The 13,195-nt window shown below is 45.7% G+C and carries 10 protein-coding genes; all 10 read left to right on the forward strand.

The features are described from left to right. Position 1 precedes the first annotated feature (1 nt). The 10 genes from floA to ACFO4R_RS01000 all read left to right on the forward strand — a co-directional run bounded on the left by floA (position 2) and on the right by ACFO4R_RS01000 (position 13,188). Positions 2–973 (forward strand): flotillin-like protein FloA, encoded by a 972-nt coding sequence (gene floA / locus ACFO4R_RS00955; RefSeq protein WP_379787085.1) that lies wholly within the window; start codon positions 2–4, stop codon positions 971–973. Between the two features lie 145 nt (positions 974–1,118). Further along, complete coding sequence (locus ACFO4R_RS00960; RefSeq protein WP_379787086.1) at positions 1,119–1,601, forward strand: hypothetical protein; 483 nt, start codon at positions 1,119–1,121, stop codon at positions 1,599–1,601. Between the two features lie 17 nt (positions 1,602–1,618). Then, entirely contained in the window at positions 1,619–2,335 is a 717-nt protein-coding gene (locus ACFO4R_RS00965) for an MBL fold metallo-hydrolase (protein WP_379787087.1), read from the forward strand. Positions 2,336–2,563: 228 nt separating this feature from the next. Further along, on the forward strand, positions 2,564–4,678 hold the full coding sequence (gene rnr / locus ACFO4R_RS00970) for a ribonuclease R (protein ID WP_379787088.1): 2,115 nt from the start codon (positions 2,564–2,566) through the stop codon (positions 4,676–4,678). 82 nt (positions 4,679–4,760) lie between these two features. After that, positions 4,761–5,291 carry a hypothetical protein gene (locus tag ACFO4R_RS00975; protein ID WP_379787089.1) on the forward strand — a complete coding sequence of 177 codons (531 nt, stop codon included), beginning with the start codon at positions 4,761–4,763 and terminating at the stop codon, positions 5,289–5,291. Between the two features lie 357 nt (positions 5,292–5,648). Further along, complete coding sequence (locus ACFO4R_RS00980) at positions 5,649–6,851, forward strand: FprA family A-type flavoprotein (protein WP_379787090.1); 1,203 nt, start codon at positions 5,649–5,651, stop codon at positions 6,849–6,851. Between the two features lie 542 nt (positions 6,852–7,393). After that, on the forward strand, positions 7,394–7,852 hold the full coding sequence (gene smpB, locus ACFO4R_RS00985; RefSeq protein WP_379787091.1) for an SsrA-binding protein SmpB: 459 nt from the start codon (positions 7,394–7,396) through the stop codon (positions 7,850–7,852). Between the two features lie 406 nt (positions 7,853–8,258). Further along, complete coding sequence (locus tag ACFO4R_RS00990; protein ID WP_379787092.1) at positions 8,259–8,729, forward strand: MarR family winged helix-turn-helix transcriptional regulator; 471 nt, start codon at positions 8,259–8,261, stop codon at positions 8,727–8,729. Next, positions 8,726–9,961: an efflux RND transporter periplasmic adaptor subunit gene (locus ACFO4R_RS00995; protein ID WP_379787093.1), complete on the forward strand. Its 1,236-nt coding sequence runs from the start codon at positions 8,726–8,728 to the stop codon at positions 9,959–9,961. Before ACFO4R_RS00990 ends, ACFO4R_RS00995 begins: the two co-directional genes overlap by 4 nt. Positions 9,962–9,984: 23 nt before the next feature. Next, the gene (locus tag ACFO4R_RS01000; RefSeq protein WP_379787094.1) at positions 9,985–13,188 is read left to right on the forward strand and encodes an efflux RND transporter permease subunit; all 3,204 of its coding nucleotides are present in this window, start codon (positions 9,985–9,987) and stop codon (positions 13,186–13,188) included. Positions 13,189–13,195 lie beyond the last annotated feature (7 nt).

Here is a 13,195-nt window from a genome sequence, read left to right on the forward strand (position 1 = left end):
GATGCCGGTAAAATCAATTTTGTTTGTTATCATCATCATTTTGGTACTGTTCTTTTTGAACTTCATACCTGTTGGACTGTGGATCACAGCGCTGTTTTCGGGAGTGAGGATCTCCTTGGCGACCCTGTTCGGAATGAAGATACGTCGCGTAAAGCCTATTCGTATCGTTAACCCCATGATTCAGGCAACCAAGGCGGGTTTGGATCTTTCCACGGACAAACTGGAGGCCCATCTTCTTGCGGGAGGAAATGTAACCACGGTAGTCAATGCCCTCATTGCCGCTCAAAGGGCGAATATCAACCTTGAGTTCGAGCAGGCTGCCGCAATTGATTTGGCAGGTAGGGACGTGTTGGAAGCCGTACAGGTGTCTGTAAATCCGAAAGTCATCGAAACACCTATTATATCAGCAGTGGCGAAAGACGGTATCGAAGTCAAGGTCAAGGCGAGGGTAACCGTTCGTGCCAATATTGAACGCTTGGTCGGAGGAGCCGGAGAAGAGACCATCATCGCCAGAGTAGGTGAGGGTGTCGTTACAACGGTAGGTAGCTCGGAATCCCATAAAGAAGTGTTGGAGAACCCCGACAGGATATCCAAGACGGTATTGGAAAAGGGTCTGGACTCCGGAACGGCATTTGAGATTCTGTCGATCGATATCGCCGATATCGACATCGGAAGGAATATAGGAGCTGAACTTCAAGCGGATCAGGCGGAGGCCGACAAGAAGATTGCACAGGCAAAGGCGGAAGAACGTCGTGCAATGGCAATCGCCAAAGAACAGGAAATGAAGGCGGAGGTCGTTCAGATGAAGTCTAAGGTCGTCGAAGCGGAAGCCAGAGTACCTCTTGCGATCGCAAAGGCGTTTGAGGATGGCAAACTCGGTGTTATGGACTACTATAATATGAAAAATGTGATTGCCGACACACAGATGAGAGAATTCATCGGAGGAGTTGAAGTGGACGGCAAAGAAAAATAAGGTTTTATAGAAGATGATGTTTAAACGGTCACTGTACAAGCGAAGCTGTATCCTATAACGGAATCAGGGATTTATCAGATAGCGGTATCGATCCGGTATTTTTATCGGACGATACAAAACAGTCGATGGAGAAGGATGTGGCACGATGAGAGGCTTTTCTTTTATACCGATCATTCTTTTGCTTTTTTCCATTATCAGCAGCGTCAGTAAGAAACAGAAAAAAAAGTCGGAAAAGAGCAGTGAAGCGGTAGAACATCAACAGATTGAAGAGTTGAAAAAGAAATTCGGCAAGGCAAACAAGCCTTTGGCGCAAGGCGAAAAATCGGAGGAGAACCCCGTGTTCGGCTCTAAGGAATATAAGGAAGGATATGATTTTCGAAAGGAAGGGCCAAAGCCTTCAAAAACCGCTTCCAAGAAATCCGGAGCGAAGAAGGCTGCGCCTCGCAATAAAGATGGAGCTAAGACAGCGAGCTCTCCCAAAAAAGCCGAAGCGAAAACGCGTATGAAGGTCGATACGAAAAAAGCCGAGACCTTTGCAAAAGAAACGTTTGCAGACAGGGAATTGTTGAAACGAGCCTTTATTATGAAGGAATTGTTGGATAAACCCGTCAGCTTAAGAAGAGGATAGGAGAGGAAGAAAAAAGAATGAAGATAACCTATTTGTTTCACAGCGGATATTGGATTGAGACGCAAAACTATCATTTGATATTTGACTATGTGACAGATAACTGTAAGAAAGAGACCTGTTTAAAGTGCGGAAAGTTGACAAAGGAAGTTCTGGACAACGGAAAGAAGATACTCGCCTTTGTAAGCCACGGACATTTGGATCACTTTGACAACTCTATAATTAAGCTCGGCCGGACCTTGGACCGGGGGATCAAGTATATTATTTCCGATGATGTCCGGGTTTCGTCCGAAGAAGAGATCATCTATTGCAAAGAAGGAGATACCCTCAAGGTGGACGATGTCGAGATCAGGGTATTTTCGTCGACGGATGCCGGAGTCAGTTTCTATCTTGAGGTTGACGGATACAAGATCTTTCATGCGGGGGACTTCAACTGGTGGCATTGGGAAGGAGAAACGGATGAAGAAAAAGAATTCGCACGAAACGGCTTCTTCTCCGAACTCGAAAAAATGAAGGGCAGAGAAGTCGATGTTGCGATGTTTCCTGTTGATCCGAGGTTGGAAAATGCCTACTTCTACGGTGGAGAAGAATACATCAAAGCAATCAAGCCGAAGATGTTTTTTGCGATGCACTTTCAAGGCCTTTATTCCACAACTTCACGCTTTGCAAAACATATGGGAGACTGCGGCACTGAAATTGTAACCATAAGCCAAAGAGGAGAACAGTTCACATTTTAATTTTGTTTTTGAAAACCGCCTTTTCCGTTTTGTAAGGGGCGGTTTTTTTGACAGCTTTAGTACCGGTATGAGCCATGGATATCAGTGGCTCACCCCATAGAAGATAAAGTAAATTTTTCGGCCGAAAAAAATAGAGATAGACAACACGCCTTTATTGGAGAATGGGATGGGGCATAAAAGAGAGGGTAGGAATCAAAGTATTGCAATTTGAGGAAGAGAGGGAGAAGTATGGGGAATATCAGAGAAGAAATCATAGGGTTTATGAGAGAAAACGGGTACCTTCCGATGACCGAAAAGCAACTGCTTAAGCGTTTCGGAAACAACGAAGAAGATAAGAAGATTTTAAGAGAAGTTATCTCCGACTTGGAGAAGGAAGGTTTGATCTACAAGACGCACAGAAACACCTTGGGGGTACCGGAGAAGATGGGTCTGGTAGTGGGGAACTTATCGGTCAACTCGAGAGGATATGGCTTTGTCGATGCTCCCGGAGAAGAAAAGGGACTCTATATTTCTTCCGGGAGCATGAAAGGTGCCCTCAACGGGGATAAGGTCGTAGCCAGACTCAAGCCGAGACGAAGCAGAAACGATAAGTCGGAAGGAGAAGTCATCAAGATCCTGGAGAGAAGGCAGAGCCGAATTGTCGGAGTCTACGAGGCATCCAAGCGATATGGCTTTGTGGTTGCCGAAGACAGGAGGATCACAAGCGATATCTTCGTCGCTCGCGAAGACAGTATGGGTGCGGTAACGGGAGATTTGGTCGAATGTGAGATTACGGAGTTTTCCAACGGAAAACGTAGCCACGAAGGAAGAGTTGTTGCTGTTTTGGGAAGAAAAGGGGACTTTCAGGTAGACTACATCTCCATTTTGAAACAACACCATATCAATGACGAGTTTCCCAAAAAGGTACTCAAGCAGGTCGAGAAGATTCCAAGCGAGGTTCGAGAAAATGAACTTGTCGACAGACTCGATCTTAGAGACGAGCTGATCTATACGATAGACGGAAGCGATTCGAGGGATTTTGACGATGCGATCTCCATCTCGAAGGATGACAGAGGAAACTACGATTTGGGAGTGCATATTGCCGATGTCGCCCACTATGTCGGAGAAAACACTCCGCTTGACAAGGAGGCAAGATCGAGGGGAACCTCCGTCTACCTTGTAGATAAGGTGGTACCGATGCTTCCCAAGGAACTCTCCAACGGAATCTGCTCTCTCAATCCCAATGTGGACAGGCTCTCCCTGTCCTGCCTCATGAAGATAGACAAAAGGGGAGAGGTCATTGAGCATCGCATTGTGGAAAGTGTGATTAACTCCAAACACAGACTTGTTTATGAAGAGGTGTCTCATTTACTTGAAACGATAGATCGTCAGGGAGAACTCAGCGAATTGGAGGCAAACCTCATCCTTGCGGAGGAATTGCAGAACATCCTGTTCAAGAAAAGAAACGCACGGGGAGCCATCGAGTTCGACTTTCCCGAGTCCAAGATCATCGTCGAGAATGAAGCCGTCATCGATGTGCAGGTCCGAGAGAGAAAAGTGGCCAACGAAATGATTGAGGAATTTATGCTTATTGCCAATGAGACCGTTGCAAAGGAGTACTTTGAGAAGAAACTTCCCTTTGTTTATCGGGTCCATGAGAGCCCCGATGAGGACAAGATGAAGGACTTCAATACCTTTGCCTCCAACTTCGGCATCCATGCAAGTGTCGATGTCAAGGGGGAAGTGCATCCCAAGGACCTGCAAACCGTATTGGCGGAGGTCAAGGGAAAGGAGAGCGAAGACGTTATCTCCAAGGTTCTGCTTCGCTCTATGAAGCAGGCGCGCTATTCACCGTCCAACGACGGACACTTCGGTCTGGCGGCACGGTTTTATACCCACTTTACCTCGCCGATCAGGCGATATCCCGATCTTCAGATCCATCGGATCATCAAGATGGACCTGCACAACTACCTGAGCACCAAGAAGATCGAACAACTCAGAAGTGTGGTTGAGGCAGCCTCGATCCTGTCCTCCGAGAGAGAGAGAAATGCAGAGGATGCGGAACGTTCCTTTGAAGAACTTCGGAAGGCACAGTACATGGAGAGGTTTATCGGTCATACCTTTGAAGGAAAAATCACTTCGATTACCAACTTCGGGATGTTCGTCACCCTACCCAATACGGTGGAAGGTCTGATACGACTTAATACTTTGGCAAATGACTACTATACCTATGACGAAGAGCATCTGCAACTAATCGGAGAACATACGGGCAAGGTCTATAAGATAGGCATGAGGGTAGAGGTCGTCCTGGACTATGTAAAGGTCGATGAAAGAGAAATCGGCTTCTCCCTGTCGGAGGAGTAAGAAGACGCCTCCTGCCCACCCGCTTTATACTATTATTCCTTAAGGGGTACTTCCTTGGAACACTCAAACGGAGGATAGCAGGATGAAAAAAGCAATGTTTGTAATGATTGTACTTGTGATAGGGCTTATATCGGCTTGCGGTAGAGTCCGGGTTCAACATCAGGAGATCGAACAGGACATCGTATTGGTTGAGCAGCATCTCAACTATGCTTGGGGATATCAAAATTACGGAAAGATTATCGACGGAGCGGGAAATAGCCATGAGTTTGATTTTTCGAACGAGGAGAGGGATTTCAGCGAGGAGGAATTTCTGCTCAAACTCATCGAGGCCAGGGAGAAGTCCGAAGGAGGGAAGCCTTTGTTCAAGCCGGAAGAGATAAAAGAAATGTATGAACTTCTCTACAAGGTCGATGAGAAAAAGGGATTTGACAGGAGGATGGAGGCGGTCGATTACGGAAAGGTCACGCTCTACGGTCTTCGTTATCGAAAAGACGAAGGGCTTGAGCTTGTCAAATTGCACGCCTACGGAGATTATCTGGAAGAAGCGCAGGATCGATCCGCCCGAGCCTTGTATCGCATCTACGATAAGGTGGTCAAAAGTCCCGAAGTTTAGAAGTCGGATGGATGGGAAGCTGTTTTTTCGACCTTCCGCTTCGTTTTGAACGGTAAAAAACCGAATACGGAGACGGAGAAGGAGAACTGCTCGGAGTTTTAATGAAAACTGCTTGCATTTTATAGCAAAAACAAATAAAATACAAGTAGACCTGAATGATTCGCAGTATGATTTTTGAGGCAGCATAAAATCTTAAGGCTTTTCATTCATTTTCGGAGTTTCACTTGTCAAGTGAAGAAAACGATACTGTGAAGCCCTTTAAGCATAGAGGTTTGATCGCATAAAACAAGGTTTTGATGAATAATTCAGGGTGTGAGGTTGGTGTTTGGAAACAAAATGCAGAAGGGAGAATAATTGATGAATACCTTAGTAACCAAAGTAGTGGAGGATGTATATTATATCGGAGTCAACGACAGAGAAACACATTTGTTTGAGAATATGTGGCCCTTGCCGAACGGAGTTGCATACAACTCCTATGTGATTCTGGATGAAAAAACCGCATTGATGGATACGGTCAAGTCCTTGTCTACCGAAGAATTTTTGGAGAAACTGGATTCCGTATTGCAGGGAAGAGATCTGGACTACCTTGTTGTGCATCATATGGAACCGGACCATTCCGGTTCAATCAGAGCGACCATTGCGAAATATCCCAATGTGAAGCTTGTCAGCAATAAGAAGGCAAAGGAGATGTTGCAGTTCTTCTATGGCATCGGCGATGAGAACTTCGTCGAGGTCAAAGAAGGAGATAAACTTGAGCTCGGTTCAAGAACCCTTCAATTTTTCCTGACGACGATGGTGCACTGGCCGGAATCCATGGTCAGTTATGAGTCCAAGGACAAGCTGCTCTTCTCCCAAGATATCTTCGGAAGTTTCGGAGCACTTGACGGAGCGATTTTTGATGATGAGACAAACCCGGATAAGTACCATGAAGAAACGGTCCGTTATTTTGTCAACATCGTAGGAAAATACGCAAAGCAGGCATTGAAGGCACTTGAGAAGTTGGGAGGACTTGAGATCAAGAGTATCCTTCCCGTCCACGGTCTCGTGTGGAGATCCAATCCTCAAAGGATTATTCAGCTCTATATCGATCTGGCATCTCAAAAGAAGAAAAACGGTGTAGTCCTGGCTTACGGTTCAATGTACGGAAATACAAGGAATATGGTTGAAGTCTTGGCACGTTACCTTGTGGAAGAAGGGGTCAAAGATGTTCAGGTCTTTGATGCATCCAAGGTCCATAAATCCTATATCACAAAGGAAATCTGGCTGAACAAGGGTTTGATCCTTGCAAGTTGTTCCTATGACAGTGCGCTTTATCCTCCGATGGCAAATCTTCTCTATACCATTCGAGGCAATAAGATGACCGGAATGGTGCTGGGAGTCATCGGAACTTATACCTGGAGCGGGGGAGGGGTCAAGAACCTCATCACTCTTGGAGAAGAGAAGGGGTATGAACTGCTCAACGACGATGTGGTGGAAGCAAAGTGTGCGGCATCCAAAGATAATCAAGAGCAGCTTCGTCAACTGGCAAAAGCGATGGCTGCAAAGTTGAGAGAAGAATAAGAACGTTAGCGGGCAGAATGGAGACGACAGTTTCTATTCTGCTCGATTTTATACGCACAATCTGTCGCCAAACTGTTTCCATAAACGGGAATGGCGCTATCGAAGATCTGGTAATACTAAAACCCGATTAAAATGTCAGGTGTATGGGAGGTATAGAGGTAAATCGGAATTTATAGTAAATGAAAGTAAAATTTGCTTGCTCTCGAGAGCGGAGTTATCGTTCTTTGTGTTTCACCTTCATACTGAGTCCTGTGTTGAAAAATACTCATACAGATAACCGGGCAATGCAACAGGTAATAGTATAATACTACTCTTCCTTTGAGTTGTGGATATAAACAATCTGTGCCCCATAGAAGATAAACTGATTTTTCGAGGGTTGAAAAACAGATATATCGATACTTCTATTGGAGAATAGTATTACAAGGAAGAGTGTGCTGTTCGCATTTTGTTACCGAACTGTGGAGTTGGCGGTCTTTACTTGCAGAGCTGTGCTTTGAGCTGCACAAACATACCGAAACCCGAAGAAGACGGAGGGAAGAAACATGAGTCAATCGAATATAAAAATAGTAGCAAAAAATAGGAAGGCAAGATTTAATTATGAGATCTTGGAGACCTATGAGGCGGGGATCGAACTTCGAGGAACCGAAGTCAAGTCCATCCGTGCTTCCAAAGTGAATCTTACAGAAGGCTTCGTTTCGATCGATAATGCAGAGGCTTATCTCAAACAGGTCCATATCAGTCCCTATGAACAGGGCAACATTTTTAATGTCGATCCTGTAAGAGTCCGCAAACTTCTTTTGCACAAGAGGGAGATCAAGAAACTCATAGGGGAGACTACGCAGAAGGGCTATACCCTAATTCCTCTGTCGATGTATCTCAAAGACGGAAAGGTAAAGGTTTCCGTCGGTTTGGCCCGAGGAAAGAACCTGCATGATAAACGTGAGGATATGGCAAAGAGGGATGCGAAACGAAGGATCGAGCGAGCTTTGAAAAGCTATTAGTACACTGATTTTTGAACATGTGGAGTCTCGGTCTTGTACATTGCAAAACATACTTCTATTGTTTATGAAGTTCAAGGCATGGAACCGTGTACGGTTCTGTGTTTAGAAATCAAAGAAACGGAATATCCTGCTCCCGAAAAAAACTTGAGTGATACTGTTATCTGTTGGAATAGACAGGTTGTAGGCAATTTAAACAGGTAATAGTATAACATACACGAGTAATCGTATAGAGGAAGAAAGCAATCGGAAACGGTTGCTTTTTTGGACGCTTTGTATTGAATTTGAGTTAAAATTGTAGTAAGTAGCAATAGAGTATTGAAGAAAAAAACGTTTAGGCTTAAAATAATTAAGAAGCTTAACGTTTTTTTAAATTGGAAGGAATCGTAGGAAAGGGGGAAAGAATGAAGTGAACAGGGTATTGGTAGAAGAATTTTTGCAGAAATCATATGAACTCGGCATGGCATTGGATAAGTGGTATGCGTTTTCAGATCTTCCCAAGAGTGAGCTTTGTTTGTTGAGTGTTCTACATATGGCGGAAAAATCCGGCGAGGATGTGACGACCGCCTTTCTCAGCGAACGGATCGGAGTCAGCAAGTCCGCGATTTCACAAACCTTAAAGAGTTTGGAGAGCAAATCCTATATAAGAAGAGAGGTTTGCGAGGAAGATAGAAGGGTTGTCGATGTCGTCTTTACCGATAAGGGAAGAGAGAATTTCAAAAAAGATGCCGACGATTTTCTGCACCATATGGAAAAAGTTTTGGAACGATTGGAAGAAGCGGATAGAAATGAGTTTATCCGCCTTCTTTCGGTCTTTGTCAAAGTTGTGACACAGTATTTTTCGGACATTGAAAGAACACGGATGGAGGAAGCGAAATGAAGAAGAGATGGATGTGCATAACCCTGGCTCTGTTTTTGGTATGGAGCTTGTCCGCCTGTACCAAGGAGGAAGAAAAGCGGACAAAGGTACTTATAGCCGTTGAGGTGCAGGAAGTACAAAGAGATACTCTCGAACGTTACATCGAAGTATCTTCCAAGGTCGGCTCCGAAAACCAGATTCATGTCATTCCCAAGATACCGGGGACGGTCAAGAAGGTCAACGTTTCCTTGGGGGACCGTGTCCGAAAAGGGGATGTGCTGTTTGTAATAGACGATGAGGATATAAGAGTACAGATCAACCAGGCACAGGCTGCTCTGAGCTCCGCCAAGGCAAACTACAACCTCAGCGTCAACGGGACCTTGACCTCACAGGTCGAACAACTGGAGTCGAGTGTTGCAGCATATGAGATTCAGTATGAGGATCTGATGAAAAATCTCGAGGATATGAGAAGGCTCTATGAGGCCGGAGCTGTATCCAAGGCGGATTTGGACAAGTTGGAAGTAAGTGCCGACAGTTTGAAACTGCAACTTGATACCGCAAGAAAGAGTCTGGAGCTTACTCAAGGAAATGTTTCTTCCGGAACGAGGGAGGTCGCGAAGGCCGGAATCGGTCAGGCACAGGCGGGATTGGACACCGCACGAAATCAGCTCAAACATACACAGGTCAAATCGGAAATCGACGGGGTTATCAACAGCATAAACGTGAGCGAAGGAATGACGGTAGCACCTCAGATGAGTGTTATGAGCATTGCAGATGAGGATGAGCTCAAACTCAAACTTCAGGTCTCGGAAGAAGCAGTCCAACACATTGAAGAGGGAACACGAGCCTATATTCGCATCGACAGCATTTTCGATCGGGACATCACAGCCGTTGTCAGCGGGGTATCCAAGGTTGCCGACCCTCAGACTCTGCTCTATCCTGTTGAGATAAAACTGGGGAGTCAAGGCGGACAAATCAAACCGGGGATGTTTGCAAGTGCGAAAATCGTGCTTGAGAAGAAGCAATCTGTCCTTGCTGTTCCCATAGATGCCGTTATTTATAAAGAAGACGAGAGTTTTGTCTACACGGTAGATGGTCAAAATATCGCTCACAAGGTAAGCGTGGAGACGGGAGTGCAGAACGATGAAGTGGTAGAGATTCTGTCGGGACTTTCCGAAGGAATGAAAATCGTTGTAAAAGGTCAGGACTTTATCTCGGATGAAACCGAAGTCAATGTGGTTACACCGAAGTAGGCGATGAGAGAAAGGAGAACGTGATGGATTTTGTAAAAACTTCGATCAAAAGACCGATCGCGATTATAATGTCAATGCTCATCGTACTTCTGCTTGGTTTTGTGGCGGCAAGCAAGATGGAACTTGCACTTATGCCCGAGATGGAGCTGCCTTATGCGATTATTATGACACAGTACACCGATGCCGGACCTGAAGAGGTCGAGAATCTCGTTACCATCCCGATCGAAAATGCGATCTCCAATGTGGAGAACGTAAAAAAGATTATGTCTTCGTCTTCGGAGGGTTTTTCGGTGGTTCAGATCGAATTTTCCTATGGGACGGATATGAATATTGCGGTCAGTGACCTCCGTGACAGGGTAAGTATGATAGAGGACTTTTTGCCCGATGATACGGGCAAATCCAATATTATGAAGATTGAAATGGATGCCATGCCGATTGCCTTCTTTGTCGTGTCATCGGAAAATATGGATGCCTATGAACTCAAGACCTTTGCCGAAGAAAACATCAAAAATCGTTTGGAAAGGCAGAAGGGTGTAGCCTCGGTCGATATTTCGGGCGGACTTGAGCGTGAAATTCGGGTAGAGGTCGATGAGGATAAGGTTCAGGGATATGGGCTTGACAATCAGACCATAGCCCAAATTTTGAGGGCGGAAAATGTGAATCAGTCCGGAGGAAGCGTCGAATACGGCGAGAAATCCTTTGCTATCAGCACCAAACTTCGTATGAAGAGTATTGAAGATGTCAAAAGAACACCGATTCCCCTTCCTTCCGGAGTCATCCTTCAACTTCAGGATATTGCACGTATTACGGAATCAAGCAAGAAGGTCAACTCGATCAGTCGATACAACTCGACACCCTGTGTCCTGCTTTCGGCGACCAAAGCGAGCGACGGAAACACCGTATCGGCAGTGGAAGCAATGGAAAAGGAAGTCTTGAGACTTCAAAAAGATTATCCGGAGGTGTCGATCAGGATTGTTGTGGAATCTGCGACCATAATTAAGGATTCCATCAGAAACGTTATGGGAAACATCCTGATTGCAACCGTATTGTCAATTCTCATCCTTCTGATCTTCCTGAAGAATGTGGGATTGACGGGAGTTATTGCCATATCCATGCCACTTTCCATCATAGGCACCTTTGTTATGCTTTATTTCTCGGGGACGACGATCAATATCGTATCCTTGGGAGGGCTTTCGATAGGGGTCGGGATGCTCGTGGATAACTCCATTGTCGTCTTGGAAAACATCTATCGTTATCGGACCAAACTAGAATATGACAAGATAAGAGGAACTTATTTGGGGACCAAGGAGGTTCTCTCGTCAATCGTTGCTTCGACATTGACCACCATCGTCGTCTTCCTTCCCTTTGTGTTCGCGGAGGGGATTGTCATCCAGATGATGAGAGATTTGGCTCTGGCCGTTGTATTTTCGCTTACGATGTCACTTCTGGCCGCAATGACCGTTGTTCCTATGTTGGCAGGAAACTACGTCAACAACGTACACAGAAATCGCAGCAAAAAATATTTTCGTTTTATCAATCCGTTGATGGATCTTTTTGATAAGAGTATCAAGCGTCTTACGAAACGCTATGAAACACTTCTCGCCTGGTCGCTCACTCGTAAGAAGCGTGTGCTTGCACTTTCCCTGCTGATTTCGATAGGCTCTCTCTTCCTCCTTCCCTTTGTCGGTATGGAGTTTTTGCCTCAGGAAGACGAGGGAGAGTTTCGAGTGATCGTGGAAGCACCTAAAGGAAGCAAGCTTTCTAGCGTAGATGAGCTTTCTCTAAAGGTTGAAGAAGAACTTATGCAGCTTCCCGAAGTCCAAAATTTCACGGTGCGTATGATAGGAGAATCGAGCGGGATGGAGTCTTTGATCTTGGGAGCGGGGGGACGAAGCACCATTGAGGTCGACCTTGTTCCCAAAGAGGAGAGAGACAAGAGTACCGCCGAGGTAATTGAAGAAGTGAGAGAGAAGATGAAGGAGATTGCAGGTGCACAGATCAACGTAAAGATGAGTTCTTCAATGAATATGAGTTCGGGAGGTTCGGGCTTGAGTGTCGAAGTCTATGGAGATGATCTGGAGAAACTTGCGGAAATCAGTAAAGAGCTGGAGAGACAAATCGGATATATTGAAGGGACGAGGGAGGTCAGCTCATCGTTCAAACTGAAAAATCGACAGATTGCCATCCGCCTTGACAGGGATAAGATCAGACAATACGGTTTGACCGGTACCGAAGTTGCGATGCAGATCAAAGATGCGGTATCTGGAATCAAAGCGACGACATTGAAGGACAGGGGCAGAGAACTTGATGTCAGGATCGTTTATCCGAGGAGCGATGAACTTACGATGACTACATTCAAAAACGTATCCGTTCGTACGAGGACAGGCAGTTACATCCCTCTGAGTTCTTTGGTCTCGGTAGAGACCGAGGAGATCGCCTCCGACATTATGAGAACGCATCAAACCAGATTGGTAATCATCTCCGCCGACGTCTACAACAGAGATTTGGGAAGTGTGAGTCGGGACATTGAATCGATCATCGATCAGATGAAGCTGCCGGACGGCTATTCCGCCTCCCTGGGAGGAGATACCGAGATGATGAACGAGGCCTTTGAATCTCTGATGTTGGTAATCATCCTCGCCATCCTCCTTGTCTACATGGTTATGGCGGCCCAGTTCGAATCGCTGATCAACCCTTTTATCATCATGTTCACCATCCCTCTGGCATTTACGGGAGGTTGGATCCTGCTCTTCCTCTTCCGTGCGAACTTGACGGTCATGAGTTTGATAGGAGGGTTGGTCCTTGTGGGGATCGTAGTCAACAACGGGATTGTATTGATCAGTTACATCGATACTTTGAGACAGAGGGACGGTTACGAGGTGCATGAGGCCGTACTCAAAGCCTGCCCGATTCGTTTGAGACCGATCCTGATGACGGCTCTTACCACCATCTTGGGGCAGATGCCGATGATTTTCTCCACGGGACAGAACAATGAAACCGTAAAGAGTATGGGACTTGTGATCGCCGGAGGTTTGACGACCTCGACCTTCCTGACCCTGCTCGTCATTCCTCTGTTGTATCTCATCTTTGACAAGCTGTCCACGAGGTTCAAACGAAGATGGAAGACACCTGAGCGAAAAACCTTCTTTGAACTTGAAGAACTGTGTCGTGACTGGGATCAACAGGATGTCGAAAGGTTAAAAAACGAAGATCTGAGCGTGAGGTAACTCCTTC

This window comes from Filifactor villosus, from assembly GCF_042652965.1.
Taxonomy (GTDB): Bacteria; Bacillota; Clostridia; order Peptostreptococcales; family Filifactoraceae; genus Filifactor; species Filifactor villosus.